Annotated in this window: 18 protein-coding genes and 1 pseudogene; 10 read left to right on the top strand and 9 right to left on the bottom strand. The window is 59.2% G+C overall.

Features of this window, described 5'->3' with window-relative positions:
- The first annotated feature begins 30 nt into the window (after positions 1-30).
- Positions 31-1,395, top strand: coding sequence for a formimidoylglutamate deiminase (locus AF70_RS10840; RefSeq protein ID WP_028939603.1), 1,365 nt, complete (start codon positions 31-33; stop codon positions 1,393-1,395).
- Positions 1,396-1,456: 61 nt separating this feature from the next.
- On the opposite strand, the gene AF70_RS10835 is transcribed toward AF70_RS10840, so the two are convergent.
- Together AF70_RS10835 and AF70_RS10830 are read right to left on the bottom strand one after the other, a co-directional pair.
- Positions 1,457-2,026, bottom strand: a complete 570-nt coding sequence (locus AF70_RS10835) for a lipocalin family protein (RefSeq protein ID WP_019581820.1) — start codon at positions 2,024-2,026, stop codon at positions 1,457-1,459.
- A gap of 33 nt (positions 2,027-2,059) precedes the next feature.
- On the bottom strand, positions 2,060-2,314 hold the full coding sequence (locus tag AF70_RS10830; RefSeq protein ID WP_019581819.1) for a hypothetical protein: 255 nt from the start codon (positions 2,312-2,314) through the stop codon (positions 2,060-2,062).
- Between the two features lie 284 nt (positions 2,315-2,598).
- Between AF70_RS10830 and AF70_RS30045 the strand changes: the two are divergent.
- The 4 genes and pseudogenes from AF70_RS30045 to AF70_RS10815 all read left to right on the top strand — a co-directional run.
- Positions 2,599-3,633: pseudogene (locus tag AF70_RS30045) on the top strand (cache domain-containing protein); the annotation flags it as partial.
- Between the two features lie 93 nt (positions 3,634-3,726).
- Positions 3,727-4,491, top strand: a complete 765-nt coding sequence (locus AF70_RS30040; protein WP_370695245.1) for a methyl-accepting chemotaxis protein — start codon at positions 3,727-3,729, stop codon at positions 4,489-4,491.
- 148 nt (positions 4,492-4,639) lie between these two features.
- Positions 4,640-4,912 carry a type II toxin-antitoxin system Phd/YefM family antitoxin gene (locus AF70_RS10820; protein ID WP_019581817.1) on the top strand — a complete coding sequence of 91 codons (273 nt, stop codon included), beginning with the start codon at positions 4,640-4,642 and terminating at the stop codon, positions 4,910-4,912.
- Positions 4,909-5,241 carry a type II toxin-antitoxin system RelE/ParE family toxin gene (locus AF70_RS10815; RefSeq protein ID WP_028939602.1) on the top strand — a complete coding sequence of 111 codons (333 nt, stop codon included), beginning with the start codon at positions 4,909-4,911 and terminating at the stop codon, positions 5,239-5,241. The genes AF70_RS10820 and AF70_RS10815 overlap by 4 nt, the downstream gene beginning before the upstream one ends.
- Position 5,242: 1 nt before the next feature.
- Here AF70_RS10815 and AF70_RS10810 read toward each other — a convergent pair whose 3' ends face one another.
- From AF70_RS10810 to AF70_RS10790, 5 genes are all read right to left on the bottom strand, one after another.
- A complete protein-coding gene (locus AF70_RS10810) occupies positions 5,243-5,845 on the bottom strand; it encodes a DUF924 family protein (protein WP_028939601.1) in 603 nt (200 codons plus the stop codon).
- Between the two features lie 3 nt (positions 5,846-5,848).
- Entirely contained in the window at positions 5,849-6,859 is a 1,011-nt protein-coding gene (locus AF70_RS10805; RefSeq protein ID WP_007933966.1) for a class 1 fructose-bisphosphatase, read from the bottom strand.
- A 244-nt stretch (positions 6,860-7,103) separates the two neighbouring features.
- Positions 7,104-8,471, bottom strand: coding sequence for a DUF3999 domain-containing protein (locus tag AF70_RS10800; protein WP_019581814.1), 1,368 nt, complete (start codon positions 8,469-8,471; stop codon positions 7,104-7,106).
- A complete protein-coding gene (locus AF70_RS10795; RefSeq protein ID WP_028939600.1) occupies positions 8,468-12,055 on the bottom strand; it encodes a DUF2339 domain-containing protein in 3,588 nt (1,195 codons plus the stop codon). Before AF70_RS10795 ends, AF70_RS10800 begins: the two co-directional genes overlap by 4 nt.
- A 143-nt stretch (positions 12,056-12,198) precedes the next feature.
- Positions 12,199-14,649 (bottom strand): glycogen/starch/alpha-glucan phosphorylase, encoded by a 2,451-nt coding sequence (locus tag AF70_RS10790; protein ID WP_019581812.1) that lies wholly within the window; start codon positions 14,647-14,649, stop codon positions 12,199-12,201.
- A gap of 258 nt (positions 14,650-14,907) precedes the next feature.
- Here AF70_RS10790 and AF70_RS10785 point away from each other — a divergent pair, with 258 nt between their 5' ends.
- Positions 14,908-15,348 (top strand): YkgJ family cysteine cluster protein, encoded by a 441-nt coding sequence (locus AF70_RS10785; RefSeq protein WP_026286653.1) that lies wholly within the window; start codon positions 14,908-14,910, stop codon positions 15,346-15,348.
- Between the two features lie 219 nt (positions 15,349-15,567).
- On the opposite strand, the gene typA is transcribed toward AF70_RS10785, so the two are convergent.
- Together typA and thiI are read right to left on the bottom strand one after the other, a co-directional pair.
- Positions 15,568-17,388: a translational GTPase TypA gene (gene typA / locus AF70_RS10780; protein ID WP_008028025.1), complete on the bottom strand. Its 1,821-nt coding sequence runs from the start codon at positions 17,386-17,388 to the stop codon at positions 15,568-15,570.
- A 139-nt stretch (positions 17,389-17,527) separates the two neighbouring features.
- Entirely contained in the window at positions 17,528-18,982 is a 1,455-nt protein-coding gene (gene thiI / locus AF70_RS10775; RefSeq protein ID WP_026286654.1) for a tRNA uracil 4-sulfurtransferase ThiI, read from the bottom strand.
- A gap of 328 nt (positions 18,983-19,310) precedes the next feature.
- Here thiI and glnA point away from each other — a divergent pair, with 328 nt between their 5' ends.
- The 4 genes from glnA (at position 19,311) to AF70_RS10755 (ending at position 22,634) form a co-directional block, all read left to right on the top strand.
- Positions 19,311-20,717 (top strand): glutamate--ammonia ligase, encoded by a 1,407-nt coding sequence (gene glnA / locus AF70_RS10770; RefSeq protein WP_019581810.1) that lies wholly within the window; start codon positions 19,311-19,313, stop codon positions 20,715-20,717.
- A 134-nt stretch (positions 20,718-20,851) separates the two neighbouring features.
- Positions 20,852-21,400, top strand: a complete 549-nt coding sequence (locus AF70_RS10765; protein WP_019581809.1) for a chorismate mutase — start codon at positions 20,852-20,854, stop codon at positions 21,398-21,400.
- Between the two features lie 101 nt (positions 21,401-21,501).
- Positions 21,502-22,017, top strand: a complete 516-nt coding sequence (locus AF70_RS10760) for a DUF4124 domain-containing protein (RefSeq protein WP_019581808.1) — start codon at positions 21,502-21,504, stop codon at positions 22,015-22,017.
- Positions 22,014-22,634, top strand: coding sequence for a DUF4124 domain-containing protein (locus AF70_RS10755; protein ID WP_032830985.1), 621 nt, complete (start codon positions 22,014-22,016; stop codon positions 22,632-22,634). Before AF70_RS10760 ends, AF70_RS10755 begins: the two co-directional genes overlap by 4 nt.
- Positions 22,635-22,942: the final 308 nt, after the last annotated feature.

Below are 22,942 nucleotides of genomic sequence, written 5' to 3'. Positions count from 1 at the left end.
TACAAATAACACACGATGGGGTGCTGAACCATGTCCGCCTTCTTTGCCGAACGCGCGCTGCTGCCTAGTGGATGGGCCAACAATGTACGTCTTGAAGTCAACGCCGATGGCGTGCTGACCCATATCCAGGCCGATTCCCACGCAGATGGCTCCGAACGGTTGAGCGGTCCGCTGCTGCCGGGAATGCCGAATTTACACTCCCACGCCTTCCAGCGAGCCATGGCAGGACTTGCGGAAGTGGCGGGTAATCCGAATGACAGTTTCTGGACCTGGCGCGATCTGATGTATCGGCTCGTCGGAAAAATCAGCCCGGACCAACTCGGCGTTATCGCCCGTCAGCTGTACATCGAAATGCTCAAGGCTGGTTACACATCGGTCGCTGAATTTCATTACGTCCATCACGACAATAATGGCCAGCCGTATGCGGACCCAGCCGAACTGGCACTGCGCATCAGCCAGGCGGCCAGCTCCGCCGGTATCGGTTTGACCTTGCTGCCGGTGCTCTACAGCCATTCCGGTTTTGGCGGCCAGACCCCGAACGAAGGCCAGCGCCGCTTTATCAACAGCACCGAAAACTACCTGAAGCTTCAGTCGCGTTTGCAGCCGATTCTGGCGCAGCAACCGGCGCAGTCGCTCGGTTTGTGTTTCCACTCGTTACGCGCGGTAACCCCACAGCAGATCAGCGAAGTGTTGGCGGCCAGCGACAAGCAGTGCCCGGTGCACATTCACATCGCCGAGCAGCAGAAGGAAGTCGACGACTGCCTGAGCTGGAGCGGTCGCCGTCCGCTGCAATGGCTGTACGAAAACACCGAGGTCGATCAACGCTGGTGCCTGGTCCACGCCACCCACGCCAACCCGGAAGAAGTCACGCTCATGGCCAAGAGCCGCGCCATCGCCGGCCTGTGCCTGACCACTGAAGCCAACCTCGGCGACGGGATTTTCCCGGCGGTGGACTTCCTGGCGCAGGGCGGGCGCATGGGTATCGGTTCCGACAGCCATGTGTCGTTGAGCGTGGTTGAAGAATTGCGCTGGCTGGAATACGGCCAGCGTCTGCGCGATCAGCGGCGTAATCGGTTGTATGGCGCGAATCAGCCGATGGTCGGCCGCACGCTGTACGACGCAGCGCTGGATGGCGGCGCCCAGGCGCTGGGGCAGCCGATCGGCGCCCTGGAAGTCGGCAAGCGCGCGGATTGGTTGGTGCTGGATGGCAACGATCCATACCTGGCGACAGCCAGTGGCGACGGGATTCTCAATCGTTGGCTGTTTGCCGGTGGCGATCGCCAGGTCCGGGATGTGCTGGTCAATGGCCAGTGGGTCGTGCGCGATGGGCGGCATGCCGACGAGGAAGAGAGTAACCGGGCATTCACCCAAGTCCTGCGCGATCTCTTGGGCTGACGCAAAAAAACTGTGGGGAGCGAGCCTGCTCACTCCCACAGTTTTTGCTCTTCAGTGACCGTTAGTTCGAGGTCTTGGCCATCTTGCTATCCGACGTACGCCAGATCAGTCGCGTCGTGTCATAGCCCTGCTGACGCGCCCTGCTCAGCAGTTCTTCACGCACTACGCCATTGACCGTCGGGGTCCGTGACAGCAGCCAGAGGTGATGGCGGCTCGGGTCGCCGACAATCGCGGTCTTGTAGTCATCGCTGACGTACAACACCCAGTATTCTCCCTTCGACACACCGGGTATCAATCGCGAGAACCAGGTATCGAACTCGACCCACAGTTTGTCGGCCTTGCCGGGTACCTGTGGATAAGCCCTGCCCTTGGCCTCTTCCCATTGCCATTGCGAGGTCAGGCAGCGGTTCAGCACCGCCATCTCACCGTCAGGCTTGAGGCTGTAATGGGCTTCGGATTGCGCACAGTTACGCTGGAAATACACCGGCAGACGCGCCAATTCGTACCAGGTTCCCTGGTAACGCTTGAGGTTGACACTATTGACGGTCTTGGGCGCCAACGGATCTACGCCAGAAGAGGCGCAGCCGGCCAATACCAGGCCGGCCAAAAGAACGATCAGGAACCGCTTCATTATTTTTTTCTCCCGTGGGCGAAAAGCCCCGGTTTACTTCAGGCCTTGGCCCGAAAACATCAGCACTTTGTCACCGGCATACTGCACGCTGATAAAGCTGTTTTTGTCGCCCCAGGTGCAGCTGGACATGCCGAGTGCGCCCGAGCAGTCGGTCGGTTTGCCCAGCAAGGTTTCAACCTCGGCCTTGGGCATGCCGGTCGACAGCTTCGAATAATTTTCCTGATTGATCTTGCTGCACGCGGCCAACAGCACGCAGAACGAGAGCAAGGCGATAGAACGCAGCGACATGGTGTAACTCCTGGAGCGGAAGAGAGGTGGCATGTTGCCAACCAGAAGCTTAGAAGAGAAAACCCTAATCTGGTTCCCCGACCGCCCGCCTATTTATTAGGCCACTCGTCAGCCTTTTACTGATAAATCAGCCCCTTTCTCAGGTCATTGGGTATTTCGTCGGTTTTCGTCAATACCCGCCTAATCTTTGGCGCTGGCCAGTCGACATAAAAGCAGCGCCAAGCCCTCGACTGTGGCAAATTGACGCCCCTTTGCTGACCAGCCACTGCGCGGTAGATCATTTAATGACCAGAAACATGAAATTCAGCCACAAGATCTTGTTGGCAGCCGCTCTCGTGGTGGCCGTTGCATTCGCCTGTTTCATCCTGTTCAACGATTACCGCCAGCGTCAAACCCTGCGCAGCAGTACCGAGTCCTCGATGCAGGAACTCGGCAGCCTGACCACCAGTAACATCCAGACCTGGCTGGAAAGCCGCATCCAATTGCTGCAATCGCTGTCCCAGCAGATCGCCGTGGACGGCGGCGCCCCGGCCAATCTCAAACGCGCCATCGACCTGCCGGCCTATACCAGCAACTTCCAGCTGAGCTACTTCGGCGGCACCGATGGCGTGATGTTCTCGATCCCGGCCGGCAACCGCGCTGCGGACTACGACCCTCGCGCCCGTGGCTGGTACAAGGCAGCCAACAACGCGCAACAGACCATCGTCACTGAACCCTACATCGCGGCGTCGTCGGGCAAACTGGTGATCACCGTGGCCACGCCGGTGAAGTACCAGAGCCAGATGATTGGTGTCGCCGGCGCGGATATCGACTTGTCCAGCGTCAGCGCGATCATCAACTCGCTGAACTTCGGCGGTCATGGTCATGCGTTCATTGTCAGTGCCGACGGCAAGATCCTGATCCACCCGGACAGCAAACTGATACTCAAGAACCTGGCCGACGCCTACCCCAACGGCGCGCCGAAAGTCAGTTCGGGCCTGAAAGAAGTCGAACTGGACGGCAAAACCCAGTTCATCTCCTTCACCCACGTTAACGGTGTGCCGTCGGCGGACTGGTACGTGGCGCTGGTACTGGATCAGGAAACCGCGTTCTCGATGCTCAGCGAATTCCGCACCTCGGCGATCATCGCCATGGTCATCGCCGTGGTGATCATCATCGCGCTGCTGAGCATGTTGATCCGCGTACTGATGCAGCCTCTGCTGATCATGGGCCGCGCCATGCATGACATCGCCGAGGGCGAAGGCGACCTGACCAAACGCCTGACCATTCACGGCCAGGACGAATTCGGTGCTCTGGGCACCTCGTTCAACCGTTTCGTCGAGCGTATCCACACCTCGATCCGCGAAGTATCTTCGGCCACCGGCCAGGTCAACGAAGTTGCCCTGCGCGTAGTGGCGGCCTCGAACTCATCGATGTTCAACTCCGATCAACAGGCTTCACGCACCAGCAGCGTCGCGGCAGCGATCAACCAACTCGGTGCCGCCGCCCAGGAAATCGCCCAGAACGCCGCCCTCGCCTCGCAACATTCGAGCGACGCGCGCAGCCTGGCCGAAGAGGGTCAGCAGGTAGTGGATAAAACCATCGCCGCGATGCACCAGCTTTCGGCAAAAATCAGCGATTCGTGCGGCAACATCGAAACCCTGAACAGCAACACGGTGAACATCGGACAGATTCTGGAAGTGATCACCAGCATCTCGCAGCAAACCAACCTGCTGGCCCTCAACGCGGCCATCGAAGCGGCGCGCGCCGGTGAAGCCGGCCGTGGCTTCGCCGTGGTGGCCGACGAAGTACGCAACCTCGCCCACCGCACTCAGGATTCGGCGCAGCAAGTGCAGAAGATGATCGAGGAGCTGCAAGTTGGCGCCCGGGAAGCGGTCAGCACCATGACCGACAGCCAGCGCCAGAGCGAAAGCAGCGTCGGCATCGCCAACCAGGCCGGCGAACGCCTGGGCAGCGTGACGCAGCGCATCGGTGAAATCGACGGGATGAACCAGTCGGTGGCTACCGCGACTGAAGAACAGACCGCCGTGGTGGAATCGATCAACGTCGACATCACCGAGATCAACACGCTGAACCAGGAAGGTGTGGAGAATTTGCAGTCGACGTTGCGTGCGTGTGCCGATCTTGAGCAGCAAGCGGCGCGGTTGAAGCAATTGGTGGGGAGTTTCCGGATCTAGTGCTTTTGCCCGCGAAGGCGGTATCAGGCGCAATGATTGTCTGAAGCCTTGGGCTCATGCTCTACAAAAGAACGCCGGTCGGCAGAACCTGACGCAGGACTGAATTAAGACTAAACTCAGTCCTATTCAATCTGGCGAGGCTCACTCCATGAAGCTTTCATCTCAAATAAAACCGATCAGTTACCTGAAAAGCCACACTGCGGAAATCGTCAAAACAATCACAGAGAACCGTGAACCCTTGGTGATCACCCAAAATGGTGAAGCGAAGCTCGTGGTCATGGATGTGAAAAGCTTTGAAGAGCAAGAAGACACAATGGCTCTTTTGAAGCTCTTGGCGATGGGTAATCGGGAGATTGAAGAGGGCAAGTTTCGGGATGCTGAAGACGTCTTCGCGGATTTGGACAAGGCCGACCATCAATGAGTTTAAAGGTCGTCATTCTTCAATCCGCCGAAACAGACCTCAAAGAAATTCGTACTTATCTCACCAAACAGTTTTCTGCACAGACATGGCAAAACACCTACGCCAATCTAAAGGCAGCCATCCGCCATTTGGGAAGTCAGCCCTATGCAGGGCCAGTCCCGGAAGAGATCGAGAAGCTCAATCTCAGCCAATATCGACAAATTCTCTCAGCAATGAACCGGATCATTTATGAAGTGCGGGAGCAAACGGTTTACGTCCACATCATTGCCGATACGCGAAAAAACCTGCCGACACTGCTGATGAAACGACTGCTGCAAGGGAATCCGTGAGTCAGAACCGTGACCCCGGCCCACTCAAAAACTCCAGCTCCTCAGCCGTAGACTCACGCCCCAACACCGCATTGCGATGGGGAAACCGCCCAAATCGCGCAATGATCTTCTGATGCCGTTCGGCGTAATCCAGGTTGCTGGCAAACACCGCCCGATCCGCCTCGGGTTGCTGTTCAACCAGATCGAGAAACCGCGAAACCGCTTCGTTCTGCACCGCCAGGTTTTCGCAGTGCTCGAACACCAGATAGATAAATACCCGCTGGATCGGTTGCAGTTGCCGATCGAAATCCGCGGCAATGCCTTGCGCCACCAGTGCCTGGGCCCTGACGTCGCCGGAAAAGGATTTGGGGGTGTCGCGAAAGATCATTCGCGGCAATTGATCGAGTAACAGCACCAGGGCCAGCCAACCTTCGGGGCGTTGCGCCCATTCGGTCAATCCGCCGGCCAGTGCCTGCTCGACCAGATCCCCGAAACGCATCCGCGCTTCGAGGTCCTGACTGTCACGCTTGCCGAACCATAACTTGCCCTTGTCAGCCGCTATTTCGTTGGGTGATTCGAAAGATCCAAACCACCATTCGAGTAACGGCTGCCAGGGCACGGTCATGTTTTATTCCTTGTGGTAAGCCGTGACGCGGGCAACTTCTTCTTTCGAACCGAGGAACACCGCAACACGCTGGTGCAGGCCTTCCGGCTGGATGTCGAGGATGCGCTGGTGGCCGTCAGTGGATGCGCCACCCGCTTGCTCCACCAAGAACGACATCGGGTTGGCTTCGTACATCAGGCGCAGTTTGCCCGGCTTCGACGGCTCGCGGCTGTCGCGTGGGTACATGAACAGACCGCCGCGGGTCAGGATGCGGTGCACGTCGGCCACCATCGCGGCGACCCAACGCATGTTGTAGTTCTTCTTCAGCGGGCCTTCATCGCCAGCCAGCAATTCGTCGACGTAACGTTGTACCGGCGCTTCCCAGTGACGCTTGTTGGACGCGTTGATCGCGAATTCCTGCGTGGACTCCGGAATCGTGATGTCTTCATGGGTCAGTACGAAGCTGCCCATTTCACGATCCAGGGTGAAGCCTTTGACGCCATTGCCCAGGGTCAGCACCAGCATGGTCTGTGGACCGTAAATCGCGTAACCGGCGGCAACCTGCTGAGTGCCTGGCTGCAGGAAGGCCTTTTCGTTCAAAGGCTCGTTCTGGGTCAGGTATTCGTTCGGGCAACGCAGCACCGAGAAGATCGTACCGACCGGCGCGTTGATGTCGATGTTCGACGAACCGTCCAGCGGGTCGAACACCAGCAGGTACGCGCCTTTCGGGTATTTGCCCGGGATCTGGTAGGCATTGTCCATTTCTTCGGATGCCATACCGGCCAGGTGACCGCCCCATTCGTTGGCTTCGAGCAGGATGTCGTTGGACATCACATCAAGCTTCTTCTGCACTTCACCTTGGACGTTTTCAGTGCCCATGCTGCCCAAGACACCACCCAGGGCGCCTTTGGAGACGGCGTGGCTGATTTCCTTACAGGCACGCGCCACCACTTCGATCAGGAAACGCAGATCGGCAGGAGTGTTGTTGCTGCGGGTCTGCTCAATCAAATAGCGACTCAGGGTAACGCGGGACATGGACGGCTCCGGAGGAATGGGGGGCTAAAAACCCGCGCAGTTTAACGCGAGTCGGGGCGCATTTCCTCCTATCAGACGTGATACACCCAATAGAGTTCATGCGCGGGGTTGAGCGTAGTTGGAAATGGGCCGGGATTGGGCGCCAGTTTCGATATTTTTGGTGGCAGGAAGGACGTCTTCGCGGGCAAGCCTCGCCCCTGCAGGAGCGGCTTGCCCGCGATCTGGCGCGCAGCGCCAGCCATCCTCAGGATTTAGCAGCAGGCTTGCGCAGCAAACTGAATGCCATCCCCCCCAGAAACAGCACACTGAGCAGCAAAACCGCCCACAGCCCGATCTTTTTCCAGTTCGTGCCCAGCACCGTGGGCGCTGTCGCCACCGGGGTCACCACGGCCCCGCCGTCCACCGTCGCCTTGCCCAGCGTCGCCAGCTTCGCCGCGCTGTAATCGGGAATCAGCGTCGACAGCGGCAAGCTTGCAGCCTTCACCGTCGCACTTCCCAGCGCCAGCGTATAAGGCCCGGCACCGCGTGCCAGGAACACCAGTTGCGTGGAGCGCACGGCATACCGCACGGTGGGTGCTTCGGCGCCCAGGCCGCCGCCGCGCTCATCTACCGTCAGCTTCAATTGCTGCACGGTCTGTCCCGACAACTGCAATTCGTTCTGCACCACGTCTTGGCCATTCTGGGTCAGGCGATAGAGCAAACCGTTGGTCAGCGGTTGCCACGGCAGGCTGGTCTCCCGGCGCCCCGACAACGTTACCGGTGCCAGGCTGTTGGGCTGATTCAGCTCGATCTGCAAACGCTGGACGTTCAACCCCATCGGCAATTGCCAGATGTACTCACCGGCCTTCACGCTGCTGCCGGCCAGGGGTTGCGACCAGACCAACGGCAGCGGCAAGGTGCGAGGATTGGTGCTTTCCAGTTGCGCCGAGGTCAGCACTGGCGCCGACTGAGGCGAATTCCAAAGCAAACGCAGATAGCGCGCCGATTGCCCCGGCAGGCCGACTTCATGTTGCTCGACCCGTTCGTCAGCAAACGTCAGACGCGCCACCTGCCCTTCACCCCACGACTGCCAATGCTGCAAATCGTTGCTGGCCTCGATGCTGAAACGCTGGAAGCCGTCGCGTTCACTGGTCCAGTCGAGGATTAATTGCTGCAACGGCGCCTTGATGCCGCTGGCATCGAGTAACCAGCCACGCAGTTCTTCTTCGCCCGCCTCCAACTGGCTGGACGGCTGCACTTCGATCAACGTGCCGTTGGTGTTCGATTGCACCCGTACGCTCGGCGTGCGTTCGCTGGCATCCGCCGAGTTGTACAACGGGAACCACTTTACGTCGGTCAGCGTGCGGTTTTCGTGGGTCTGCGCAGGCTCTCGGGCCAGAGCGTACGCCTGAGGCTCACCGGCGGCGTTGAACACACGCACATCGCTGAGATCGGTTTGCCGCGCGTTCAGTTGCACGCCCAAGGGCAATTCCAGGCGATACCACGGGCCCTCGCCGCTCACAGACAATGGCACCTGCGTGGCGAAATCCGCAGGTTTTTCCTGCGCGCCAGCCGACAGTGTCACACCCAGCACAACAGCAGCCCACCAGCCCAGGTTCAGCTTCTGACTCAAGATGACGCTCCTTCGGTTTCAGGGGCCGGTTTTTCAGCATCCGGCACGGCTTCGGCACGCTTGGGTGGCAACGGGGCGAAATAGCCCACCACCAACAGCAACACGCCAACGCCGATAAACGACACGATCCGCGCCAACCCGCCACGGTTACTCAATTCAACGAAGAACAGCTTGGCGACCACCAGCGCGATCAGCCCTGCGCCGATCAGCCAGACTTCGCGGCGATGACGCAGATGCCCACCGATCATCAGGCTCAGGGCCATCAGGGTCCAAACGATGGACAGGCCGGCCTGCACCAGCATCGATTCAAGCAGCAGATCCAGCGCGAACGGCACGCCACCCCAGTGGTGAGCCGCGCGCATCACCAACGCGGTAAAGAAGGCGAACAGTGAAACACCGGCAATCACCTGCGTGGCGTTATCGGTGTAATCCTTGCGGATCGCCAGTTGCGTGACTGCGTTGCGGGACCAGACATAAACGCCGAACAGGGCGAACAACAGGCCCAGCTCCAGCGGGTTGATCAGTGGCACATAGGGCAACGGCTCGGCGGTGCCGTCGCTGGCCATGTTCGCCAGCCAGAACCAGCCGAGCATCAACAACGCCAACGGCGCGGCGGCATAGACCCGGTACTCGCGGGGATAAGCCGACACTGGCCATGGCCACGCACGCGGTGCGGCCATCAGCACCAGATACAGGCTCGGCAGAATCGCCCAACCCAGCCAACGCCAGGCGTTGTACTGCTCCGACAACAGTAGCAAGCCATAACGCAGCTCCAGGGCTAGCACGCCGATCAACAGCCAGCAGCCGAGCACATGGGCGGTGCTCAGGGCTTTTTCGGGCAGCATCGACGCCAGACGCTGCAACGAGATGAAATGCACGACGAACACCGCGGCCCAAACCAGCCAGCCGAAGTTGGCGGCCGGGTGATAACGCGAATGCCAGGCCGCGAGCAACACCAGACCGGCGGCGGGAATCAGCAAGGTGCAGAGCAAGCCCAGCGACGACCACTTCAGGCGCAGCGCCAGCACCGCCCACAGCGCCACACTCACCGCCGCGACCGCCATCAACAACGTCGCTTGCAGGTTCACAGGCGCAAAACGCAGCACTTCGCTGATCCACGCCAGAGCCCACCAACCCGTTCCCCACACCAGCAACACTTCGGACAAGCGCTGCAGGCTCAACACATCGAAAGCCGAAGCATGGTTGCCTAGCTGCAGACGCCAGGCCCCGACAAATGCCGCCAGCCCCAGCACCAGCGGCGTCCAGAACCCGCTATGCGCCAACGGTCGCAAGCCTTCGCTGAGCAGCGGCCCAAGCAGGTCTGGCCCGGCGAACAGGAACGCTACGCCGCCGATCACCTGCAACAGCAGACCAAAGACAAAACTCACCCGCTGCTTCAGGTACAGACTCAGCCAGATGATGAACAAACCACTGGCCGCCCACACCGCACTCGCGGTTTGCCACGGCAACACGAACAGCACAGCCAGGTTGATCAGCACCAGACCGGCCAATAGCACCACTGACAAGCCACGCAGCAAACGTACGTCACTGCGCACCATTTCGTCCCGGGCCGCCAACAACATGCCGGCGATCAGTGCCAGCCCGATCAAAGATGCGCTGAGCAAACCGCTCCAGCCGGCGCTGAACACCGCAGCCGAGTCTCCGCTCGCCCCTCGCAGCCGCACCAGGAACAACGCACCGCCAAGCAGTTGCACAGCAAACGCGCTGAACAGGAACGCCCGCGATTGCAGGCGCAGGCCGACGAACAGCGTCGCCAACCCGGCCAGCGCCCAACTGATCGCCGTGCCGTGAGTGAAGAAAAACAGCGGCGCCAGCAGATAGAGGAACGTCAGGCCCAGGCAGGCCAGCACCGGCAACCCCTGGCGTTCCCACGGCAACGCTTGTTCAGGCAACGCTTTGCGTAATTGGTAGAAGCTGAACAGCAGCGCCACGCCGAGCATCAACGCCCCCAGCGGCGCACCGTCGAGCAGGCTGCTCTCGCCGCTGCGCAATTCGCTGATAAAGGCCAACGCCGAGCCCAATTGCAACAGCAAGGCAAAGGCCCGCGCCAGCGGCCGTCGTTGACGCAGACCGAGCCAGAAAATCCCCGCGCCTTCCACCGCCCAGGCTGCGGCAGTCCAACGCGCATCAAGCCCCAGAGGGATCGCCAGGCTGGCGAAGATCACCCCCAGCGCCAGACAGGTTTCGGCCAACAACAGTGCTCGACCACCCATCAGCAACCGGGCCAGGCTCATGTAAATAATGCCCAGGGCCAAGGCGCTGAAGGCCGCGGCAAATTCAAAGTGCTCCACCAGTGCGAACTGCAGACCGAAGCCCACCAACGGTGGCGCGAACAGCATCATGCCGTCGACGTAATCGCCCTTGTGCGCCGACCAGCGCAGCAGCGCTTCACGGCTGTCGTCCTCGGGCGCGTCGCTCATCTCCAGCAACTTGCGCCGGGTGAACAACAAACCGATGGCCAGGTACATCAGGAAGAACAGAATCAGGAACGGCTCGGTACTCCACAGCAACTCCGGTCTATAGGAGCGCAGACCCCAGGCAAAGCCGATGCCGAAGGTGCCGACAAACCCGATCAGGTTGAGCAGCCGCCAGGCCTTGAACCACGCGATGGCGAGGATGCCAGCGTTGAGCAGGGCGAAATAGCTGAACAACGCGACGTGATTGCCGGCGCCAGTGGAGGTCAGGATCGGCGCGGCGAAACCGCCCAACGCGGCAGCGGCGGCCAGGCCCAACGCATTTTGGGTAATGGCGAGAATCGCCGAGAACACCGTCACCACCACCAACAGACCCAATGCTGCCTTTGGATCAAGCAACGGATGCAGACGCATCGCGGCAAATACCGTCAGGTACAACACCGCGATCCCGGTGCCTTGCAGCATCAGCGCGTAGTTGCTGTTGCGCAGTCGCAGCCACCAGCCCAGCGCGAGCAGGCCCAAGGCCGCCGCCGCAACGCCGGCGTAACGCAACTCGATCGGCACTACCATGCCTTCTGTGGCATAGCGCAACAGGAAGGCCAGGCCGAGGAACAACAGCACCACACCGACCCGCAACACGGTATTGCCGCCGAACAGCCAGTTGCGTGCGCCGCTGATGGCGCGCTCGATGAAGTTCGGGCCGCGCGGCTCCACCGGTTGCTGCGGTTCGCGGGCGACCGGCTCGGGCTGCCAGACATCGGCGGGCAACGGACGACTGGTTTCGGCAGCGGCCACAGTGATGGGTTCGAATTCGGGGGGTAGCTCCCAGACCAGCTCCGGGGGGGCGACAGGGGCTTGCTCAAGAATGATTTCAGGCGACTCAGCGGGTTCGCTGACAACCGGTTCGCCTGGTTCAGGTGCCTTGGCACCCGACACCTCCAGCAACGCCAGTCGCTGCTCGACCGCATTCAGCGCAACCTGAGCCTGATCAAGCAAGCGTCGCTGCTCGGTCGATTGAGTACTCAAGCGGCCAATGCGAATGGCCTGGCCGAGACCCAGCCCGAGCAACGCGCCCAACAGCGCCTCGCTGAACGACTCGTCAAGCATCCAGCCCAGCAGCAGCCCAATCAGCATGAACATCCATTGCATGGTCGATATCCCTAAGCGGCCCATTGCCTTGTGGCGTTTGCACTGACCGCGCAGCGGTCACTGAAACATCCGGTAAAACTGGTGCTTAGTATATCGATCAGGCCCAACGGACGTTGGGCCTTGCGCACATTTGTTGCTAAAAATTACTCCAAAGCCTTCCAGATATCCGTGGCGTACTCGCGAATAGTCCGGTCTGACGAGAACCAGCCCATCCGCGCGGTGTTCAATACCGCCGAACGCCACCACTCTTTCGAGTCGTGCCAGTGAGCTTCGACCCGCATCTGCGCGTTCCAGTAAGAGTCGAAATCGGCGCAGACCAGGAAGCGGTCGTAGTCCACCAGTGAATCAATCAGCGCGGTGTAACGGGACGGATCGTCTGGTGAGAACACCCCGCTGCGAATCGCTTGCAACACGTCGTTGAGCCTATGGGAGGCAGCGATGTCCGGCGCTGCGTTGAATTCATGGTTACGCTTGCGCGCTTCCACTTGCTGGGCGCTGAGACCAAAAATAAACATGTGCTCGGCACCGATGCGCTCGCACATTTCTACGTTGGCCCCGTCCAGGGTACCGATGGTCAGCGCGCCGTTGAGGCCGAATTTCATGTTGCTGGTGCCCGAGGCTTCGAAGCCGGCAGTGGAAATCTGCTCCGACAAGTCCGCCGCCGGAATGATGCTCTCGGCCAGGCTGACGTTGTAGTTGGGCAGGAACACCACTTTGAGCAAACCGCGCACCGTCGGGTCGTTGTTGACCACCCGCGCGATGTCGTTGGTCAGCTTGATGATCAGCTTGGCCTGGTGATAACTGGCCGCCGCCTTGCCGGCGAAGATTTTCACCCGCGGCACCCAATCGATTTCCGGCTCGGCACGAATCGCCTGATACAGCGCAACGGTATGCATCAGGTTAAGCAACTGACGCTTGTATTCGTGGATCCGCTTGACCTGCACATCGAACATTGCCGCCGGATTGACCGCGATCCCCAGCCGCTCATGAATCAGATACGCCAGGGCTTTCTTGCTGTGCAGCCGCTGTTCGGCGAACTGCTTGCGAAACGCAGTCTTCTCGGCAAATGGCTCCAGCGCGAGCAAGTGCTCCTCGGGGTTGTCCAGCAGGCTCGGGCCGAGGGCGTCGACCAGCATGGAGGTGAGTTCGGGGTTGGCCTGATAGAGCCAGCGGCGGAAGGTAATGCCATTGGTCTTGTTGTTGATCCGGTCCGGGTAAAGCTTGTGCAGCTCGGAGAACACCGTGCTGCGCATCAGCTGCGTGTGCAGGCCGGACACGCCATTGACGCTGTGGGAACCCAGGAATGCCAGGTTACCCATGCGCACGCGGCGACCGTTGTCTTCCTCGATCAGCGAAATCGCACGCAGCACGTCGAAATCGTGAACACCTTTGGCTCGCAACGAGTCGATGTGCTGGGCGTTGATCAAGTAAATGATCTGCATGTGCCGGGGCAGCATCCGTTCCATCAGACTGACCGGCCAGGTTTCCAGCGCTTCCGGCAACAGCGTGTGGTTGGTGTACGACAGCGTGTCGACCGTGATCTGCCACGCCGCATCCCACGCCACGTCATAGACGTCGACCAACTGACGCATCAGTTCGGCCACGGCGATCGAGGGGTGAGTGTCGTTGAGTTGAATGGCCGCGTGATCGCCCAGGGTCAGCACCGAGGTGTGCATGTTGCGATGGCGACGCAACAAGTCCTGCAAGGACGCGGAGACGAAGAAATATTCCTGGCGCAGGCGCAACTCCTGGCCGGCCTCGTTGCTGTCCGCCGGGTAAAGCACGCGGGAGATACTTTCTGCCCATGCCACTTCCGCGACCGCGCCCAAGTGGTCGCCCGCGTTGAAGCGCTCCAGATGCAATTCTTCCATGGCCCGGGCGCGCCACAGCCGCAGGGTGTTGACGCTTGCACCACGCCAACCGACCACCGGGGTGTCGTAGGCGATGGCCCGCACGGTTTCCGACGGGGACCAGACTTGCCTGGACTTGCCGGCTTCATCGGTCACGGTTTCGACACTGCCGCCGAAACCGATCGGGTAGGCCACCTCTGGTCGCTCGAACTCCCACGGGTTGCCGAAGTCCAGCCAGTGTTCGGTCTGCTCCTGCTGCCAGCCGTCGACGATGGCCTGGCGGAACAAACCGTGTTCGTAACGAATGCCATAACCATGGCCGGCGATGCCGAGGGTCGACATGCTTTCCATAAAGCATGCCGCCAGACGTCCGAGGCCACCGTTGCCCAGTGCCGCATCGGGCTCCAGCAGACGGATGCGTTCGATGTCGACGCCCAGTTCGGTCATGGCCTCGCGGGCTACATCGAGCAAGCCGAGGTTGCTCAGGCTGTCGTAGAGCAAGCGACCGATAAGAAATTCAAGGGAAAGGTAATAAACCCGTTTCTGGCCTTTGCGGTAGATCTGCCGGGTGTGGTCCATCCAGTGCTCGACCATGTGATCACGCGCCGCCAGGGCAATGGCTTCGAACCAGTCGTGGTCGAAGGCGTGATCCGGGTCTTTACCCACCGCGTAAGTGAGCTTGGTCAAGACGGCGTCGCGGAATGCGGCCACCTCTGCTTCGCGAACAAGTGGTTCTTGAGTCATCGATAAGACCTCGAGCGAGCGTGAAGTTGTCTGAGCCTAGTCGGTCTGACAGACCGTAGAGACTCTGGTTCGGCAGTTTTTCCTGTTAGTACGAGATAGATCGACATTACGTTGTCGTGTGCCAGAAACAATGCAGGGGCCGTGCCGGACACAGGACTATTTTGCGACAAGCAAAAAAATCTGGCGAAAGGTTGTTCAAAAATCCACCAGTCCCGGTATGATCGCGCGCCCTGATGCACACGCTGGTAACAACCGATGATGAAGCCCAACCTGATCGCCGCCGCGGAAATCGATCGCCTCGATACCTGGGCCAAGTACTCTGCCCCAATGTGCGGCTCGTGCATGTCCAGCTGCTGCACGCTGCCGGTCGAAGTCAAGATCAAGGATCTGATCCGTATCGGCATCGTCGACGAATTCGAACTGGGCGATCCACCCAAGAACATCGCCAAGCGCTTGCAGAAGGAAGGGATTGTCGAGCGCTACAACCAGAAGTCCGAGATCTTCACCCTCCAACGCATGAGCAACAACGATTGCCTGTACCTGGATCGTAAAAGCCGTTTGTGCACTATTTATGATAAGCGCCCGGACACCTGCCGCAACCACCCGAAGATCGGACCGCGGCCAGGGTATTGCGCGTACAAGCCTAAAGAAGTGGTGCGCGAGACCAGCAGCTCCAGCCGCACCCTCGAAAAGTTTTAAAGCCGCCTCGATCCCCGTAGCAGCTGTCGAGCCCCAGCGAGGCTGCGTTCGGCAGCGCAGCAGTCGCAGGCCTGAAAACACGATTTATATGATGCACCGCAGCGTTTGATTTCACGACTGCTGCGCAGTCGAACGCAGGCTCGGCAGCTGCTACAGCCAGACAAACAAAAACGCCCCCGGCCTTTCGACCGGGGGCGTTTTCATTCAGCCTGAGTTAACTCAGTTCTTGGCTTTCTTGGCAGCGCGGGTACGCTCGCCTTCGTCCAGGATCTTCTTACGCAGGCGGATCGACTTAGGTGTCACTTCGCACAGCTCGTCATCCTGGATGAATTCCAGGGCCTGTTCCAGAGTGAAGCGAACAGGTGGAACCAGAGCGATGGTTTCGTCTTTACCCGAAGCACGCATGTTGTCGAGCTTCTTGCCTTTGGTTGGGTTGACGCCCATGTCGTTGTCACGGCTGTTCAGACCAACGATCTGACCGTTGTAGATCTCTTGACCGTGTTCAACGAACAGCTTGCCACGCGCCTGCAGGGTTTCCAGGGAGTAGGTCAGCGCCTTGCCGGTTTCTACCGATACCAGAACACCGTTCTGACGACCGGACATGTCGCCGGACTTCATGGTGTCGTAGCGATCGAAGATCGAGGTCAGGATGCCAGCACCGTTGGTCAGGGTCAGGAACTGGTTACGGAAACCGATCAGACCGCGAGCAGGGATGTTGTACTCCAGACGAACACGGCCTTTGCCATCCGGCACCATGTTGGTCAGGTCGCCTTTACGCAGGCCCATCTCTTCCATGACCTTGCCCTGGGATTCTTCAGGGGTGTCGATGGTTACGTTTTCGAACGGTTCCTGCTTCACGCCGTCAACTTGACGGATGATCACTTCCGGACGACCAACGCCCATTTCGAAGCCTTCGCGACGCATGGTTTCGATCAGTACCGAGAGGTGCAGCTCACCACGGCCGGAAACCTTGAACTTGTCAGCCGAGTCGCCTTCTTCAACGCGCAGTGCAACGTTGTACAGCAGCTCTTTATCCAGACGCTCCTTGATGTTACGGGAAGTCACGAACTTGCCTTCTTTACCGCAGAAAGGCGAGTCGTTTACCTGGAAGGTCATGGAAACGGTTGGCTCGTCAACGGTCAGAGGCTTCATCGCCTCGACGTTGTCCGGCTGGCACAGGGTGTCGGAGATGAACAGCGAGTCCATACCGCTCACGCACACGATGTCACCGGCAAACGCTTCTTCAACGTCGATACGGTGCAGGCCGTGGTGACCCATCAGCTTCAGGATACGACCGTTACGCTTCTTGCCGTCGGCGCCAATGGCCACGACTGGAGTGTTCGGCTTGACGCTACCACGAGCGATACGGCCAACACCGATAACACCCAGGAAGCTGTTGTAGTCCAGTGCCGAGATTTGCATCTGGAACGGGCCTTCACGGTCAACTTTAGGAGCCGGTACGTTGTCGACGATCGACTGGTACAACGGGGTCATGTCTTCAGCCATGTCGGTGTGGTCCAGACCGGCGATGCCGTTCAGGGCCGAGGCGTAGACGACTTTGAAGTCCAGCTGTTCTTCGGTAGCACCCAGGTTGTCGAACAGGTCGAAGATCTGGTCCAGAACCCAGTCCGGACGCGCGCCTGGACGGTCAACCTTGTTGATGCACACGATTGGACGCAGGCCGGCTTCGAACGCCTTCTTGGTCACGAAACGGGTTTGCGGCATAGGGCCGTCTTGAGCGTCAACCAGCAGCAGAACGGAGTCGACCATCGACATTACGCGTTCAACTTCACCGCCGAAGTCGGCGTGGCCCGGGGTGTCCACGATGTTGATGTGGTAGCCGTTCCAGTTGATGGCGGTGTTTTTCGCCAGAATGGTAATACCGCGCTCTTTCTCCTGGTCGTTGGAGTCCATCACGCGCTCGTCGTTGAGCTCGTTGCGTTCCAGGGTGCCGGATTGACGCAAGAGTTTGTCTACCAGGGTGGTTTTACCATGGTCAACGTGGGCAATGATGGCGATGTTGCGTAGATTTTCGATCACTTGTGTATCTCGATCAGAGGATTCGGTGTGCTGACAAGTCTTGGCAGCGATTAACAGTAGCGTCCGGACAAGCCGTTACAGCTTGACGGTGGCATCGGGGGGCCGGTGACGCAGGCCACAGGCAAACAGCCCCGGGCACTTAGCTCGGTCGATAAACGCGCACATTGGCATGCCCCTCACTGAGCAAATGGTGGGCATGCAGGCGACTCATCACGCCTTTGTCGCAATACAGCAGGTACTGGCGAGTAGGGTCCAGTTCCTTGAAACGAGCGTTCAGTGCATAAAACGGCATCGTCTGTACCTCGATACCAGGAAGCTCCAGCGGGTCGTCTTCGGCGGCATCCGGGTGACGGATATCGATGATGATCTGGCCCGCCAGCGCTTCGCTGACTTCTTCAATCTGCAAATCCTGGCCCAATTCGTCGATCACGCGATCGATCGGCACCAGTTTGGCATTCTCGAGCGCGCGCTCAAGGACTGCCATGTCGAATTCTTTCTCTTCGTGCTCCACGCGGTAGCGCTTGGCCGCCGTCTTCGGATTGACCGAGATGACCCCGCAGTACTCCGGCATGTGCCGGGCGAAATCGGCGGTGCCGATCTCGTTGGCCGTGTCGATGATGTCCTGCTTGTGACTGGCGATCAGTGGACGCAAGACCAGCTTGTCGGTCACGCAGTCGATCACGGACAGGTTCGGCAACGTCTGGCTCGACACCTGGGAGATCGCCTCGCCAGTGACCAGCGCTTCGATGTGCAGTCGATCAGCAATTCGGGAAGCAGCGCGCAACATCATACGCTTCAAAACTACACCCATATGACTGTTATCGACTTTCCCGAGAATTTCTCCCAGAACTTCCTCGAACGGCACACTGACAAATAACACGCGTTGGGAGCTGCCGTACTTCTTCCAGATGAAGTGCGCGACTTCCATCACGCCCAGCTCATGGGCTCGTCCGCCCAGATTGAAGAAGCAGAAATGGCTCATCAGCCCGCGGCGCATGATCTGGTAGGCCGCAACGGTGGAATCGAAGCCGCCGGACATCAGTACAAGCGTCTGTTCCAGGGCCCCGAGCGGATAACCGCCGATGCCGTTGTGCTGGCTGTGGATCACGAACAACCGTTGGTCGCGAACTTCGATACGGACTTCGATTTCGGGCTTTTTCAGGTCGATCCCGGCGGCACCACACTGACGGCGCAACTGGCTGCCGACATATTTCTCGATGTCTATCGAACTGAATGGGTGCTTGCCGGCTCGCTTGCAGCGCACCGAGAAAATCTTTCCGGCCAGCGCATCGCCGTAGTGCTGCTTGCACTTCTCGACGATGTCGTCGAAATCGCCCAGCGGGTACTCGTCGATCTGCAGAAAGTGCGCGATGCCCGGCGTGCAAGTCAGGCGCTCGCCCATCTCTTTCAGGACCTTGGGGTCGCTGACGCGGGTTTCCAGCTCGAGATTGTCCCACACACCGTTCACCACCACGGCCGGGTCCAGATCGCGGAGCACGGTACGGATGTTTTTGGCCAACTGGCGGATGAAACGCATCCGTACCGGGCGGCTCTTGATGGTGATCTCGGGGAAGACTTTTACGATTAGTTTCATGAAAACAGCGCGCGCAGGGCCAGCCGAAAAAGGGGGGCGCGGATTATAGCGGAAATTGCTCAAGGTTTAACCAGTTAATGTGCAGAAGGTTTTGCATGCACCAAAACGGGTCATTTATGGAATTCGACGCTACATTACAGGGCGATATTTTGCGCTTTATGGTGCGCCGCCCCCTTGCAAGCGTGATATTGGGGCAAAAAACCCATGATGAGGCACTGGCATGCAATTTGCTCCCTTGTGAGGCAGGTTGCCATGGCAGAGTATTCGCGCCGGCATCACCCACATTTAAGGGCATCCATTACAAGCCCTAAGCCACCCGGAGGACACTATGTCGAAGTCGGTTCAACTCATCAAAGATCATGACGTCAAGTGGATTGATCTGCGCTTCACGGACACCAAAGGCACTCAGCACCACGTGACCATGCCGGCTCGCGATGCGCTGGATGAAGCTTTCTTCGAAGAAGGCAAAATGTTCGACGGTTCCTCCATCGCTGGCTGGAAAGGCATCGAAGCTTCCGACATGATCCTGATGCCGGACGACACCACTGCCGTTCTCGACCCGTTCACCGAAGAGCCGACCCTGATCCTGGTTTGCGACGTGATCGAGCCTTCGACCATGCAAGGCTACGACCGTGACCCACGGGCGATCGCCAAGCGTGCCGAGGAATACCTGAAGTCGACCGGTATCGGCGACACCGTATTTGTGGGTCCAGAGCCTGAGTTCTTCATCTTCGACGAAGTGAAGTTCAAGTCCGACATCTCCGGCTCGATGTTCAAAATCTTCTCCGAACAAGGTTCGTGGATGTCCGACCAGGACGTGGAAGGCGGCAACAAAGGCCACCGTCCAGGCGTCAAAGGCGGCTACTTCCCGGTTCCGCCGTTCGACCACGACCACGAAATCCGTACATCCATGTGCAACGCCATGGAAGAAATGGGCCTGGTCATCGAAGTTCACCACCACGAAGTGGCGACTGCCGGTCAGAACGAAATCGGCGTGAAGTTCAACACCCTGGTTGCCAAGGCTGACGAAGTTCAGACCCTGAAATACTGCGTACACAACGTAGCTGACGCATACGGCCGCACCGCGACCTTCATGCCTAAGCCGCTGTACGGCGACAACGGTTCGGGTATGCACGTTCACCTGTCCATCGCCAAAGATGGCAAGAACACCTTCGCTGGCGAAGGCTATGCCGGCCTGTCCGACACCGCTCTGTACTTCATCGGCGGCATCATCAAGCACGGTAAGGCTCTGAACGGCTTCACCAACCCGTCGACCAACTCCTACAAGCGTCTGGTCCCAGGTTTCGAAGCTCCAGTGATGCTGGCCTACTCGGCTCGCAACCGTTCCGCTTCGATCCGTATTCCTTACGTGTCCAGCCCTCGCGCTCGCCGTATCGAAGCCCGTTTCCCGGATCCAGCAGCTAACCCGTACCTGGGCTTCGCTGCACTGTTGATGGCTGGCCTGGACGGCATCCAGAACAAGATCCACCCTGGCGATGCAGCTGACAAAAACCTGTACGACCTGCCGCCTGAAGAGGCGAAAGAGATCCCACAAGTTTGCGGCAGCCTGAAAGAAGCCCTGGAAGAGCTGGACAAAGGTCGTGCGTTCCTGACCAAAGGCGGCGTTTTCAGCGACGACTTCATCGACGCTTACATCGCTCTGAAAAGCGAAGAAGAAATCAAGGTTCGTACCTTCGTACACCCACTGGAATATGAGCTGTACTACAGCTGCTGATCCGGTAGCGCTGCACTACGCAGCGTGACAAAAGAGAGGCCTCCTTCGGGAGGCCTTTTTTGTGGGCGAACGTCTGTCATCGGATGCCCGGTTGCGTGCATCATGGCCTTCACCCGATAAAGTCGAGATCCTCCATGCGCCTACGCTCATCCCTTGCCTTGCTCACTGCCCTGCTGGCCAACAGCGCTTTTGCCAGCCCGGCACCTGCCGCCCTCGCCCCGCTACTAGGCACCATCGAGGAGCGCCTGGCGATTGCCGATCAAGTCGCGTTGAGCAAATGGGACAGCGGTAAACCCGTCGAGGACCGTCAGCGCGAGCGTGAGGTAATTGCTGGTGCCGTGGCCCTGGCACCTGCTTATAAATTGAGCAACGAAGCCGTCGAACAGTTCTTCTCGGCGCAGATCGAGGCCAACAAACTGGTGCAATACGCGCATTTGTCTGACTGGCATGCGCAAGGCAAGGCTCCCGACACCCCTCGCCCCGACCTCGTCGGGCAGATCCGCCCGCAACTTGATCAGTTACAAAAACGCCTGCTGCAACAACTGGCCGATTTCAGCCCTTATCGCAACGACCCGCAGTGCCCATCCTGGCTGGCCAAAGCCAATAAAACCGGCGCCCAAGTGTCTCTGCGCGAGCTCGCCAAGGTACGTGCCAGCGCTGAGTTGTGCAGCACCAGCCGCTGAGCCGGCCTGCCGACATGCGCTGATGTGCTCTATGCTCAGCGCTTAGTCGCCACGAACGGAACAGGGCCGGACACTTGCCCAACGGCCAATGGAAGCCTGCAATGCGCTCATTGTTGTTATGCCTGCTCGTACTGATCGCCCTGCCCGTCGCCGCGCAGATCTATAAGTACACCGACGCCAATGGCAACACCGCCTACAGCAATCAGCCGCCCGACGGCGTCAAAGCCCGGCCGGTCGAATTGTCACCGCTCAACAGCGTCGAGCGTCAGTCGCCCAGCGAACCCGTAGCACCTGCGCAAGCCAGTAGCCGTGACCAAGCGCACAGCGCCTATCAGGTGCTGGAGCTGAGCGGCCTGCCCACCGAAGAAGCCTTGCGCGCCAACAACGGCACGTTCACCGTCAGCGTATTGATCAATCCACGCCTGCAAGGCACTCATCGATTGAGGCTGTTACTGGACGGTCAACCCTACGGCCAGCCGAGCAACGTGCCGACCCTGCAACTGGTGAACATCGACCGTGGCGAACATAACCTTGCGGTTCAGGTGATCGACGGGCAAAACGTCGTGCAACAGAGCCCCACCGTGACGCTCACCGTGCAACGGGTGCATAAACCTTGAGGGCCTGGCTGTTGATCGCGTGCCTGGTCAGCCTGCCGGCGATGGCCGAGGTCTTCACCTATATCGACGCTCAGGGTAATCGGGTCTTCACCGATCAGCCGGGCGCCCGCAACGCCAAACGTGTGCCGTTGGCGACAAGCAATCGAATGTCAGCCAACCCGAGTGGCGCAGCGCCCATGACCGCTGCGAAAACAAACCCGACCAAGCCACTGTTTCATTACGACATGCTTCGGGTGCTGGTGCCGGAACCGGATGCCACGATCCGTAGCAGTGCCGGTGAATTGATCGTCAGCATTACCAGCGAACCCGGCCTGCAACGGGGCCATCGTTACCGTTTGCTGCTGGACGGCCAGCCCACTGCCGAGCCCGGCCCCAGCCCGGTGTTCGCCCTGAGCAATATCGACCGCGGCAGTCACAACCTGTCGGTGGAAATCCTCGACGAACAGGGCCACACCGTCGAACGCACCGCCAATCAACCGTTCCATATGCTGCGCATTTCCCTGGCGCAGAAACGCCAGGTCAAACCCTGCACCCTCACCGACTACGGCCAACGGCCGGAATGCCCCCTTAAAGACAAGCCTGAAGAAGAAAAAAGCGCCTTCTTGCCCTTCTTCTAACCTCGTTCAGGTTTGCGCACTATATTGGTGCAAACATCTGCACCATACCCACATCTCAACCCATTTTGGTTCGAAAGTACCCGAAAAAACTGGCAGAACGCCATGCAAACGAGCGTAAAACGCCCGTTTCAGGCTCTAAACGCTTCTTTTCGGAGCCTTGGTTTGGTTTTTGCATTTTCCTCATACCGGCGCGTTATTCATGCGCATGCCCTGCTCCAAAAGAGGGAGTAGGGCGTGCTCACCGTAAATGGCGATCGCGCAAAGCCCCACGAGACGCAAGACTAGGCATGAGGAGAGAAGTTTGGTTG

The sequence above is a fragment of the Pseudomonas sp. KD5 genome, from assembly GCF_012932895.1.
GTDB lineage: Bacteria > Pseudomonadota > Gammaproteobacteria > Pseudomonadales > Pseudomonadaceae > Aquipseudomonas.
This window is presented reverse-complemented; position numbering and strand designations above follow the sequence as displayed.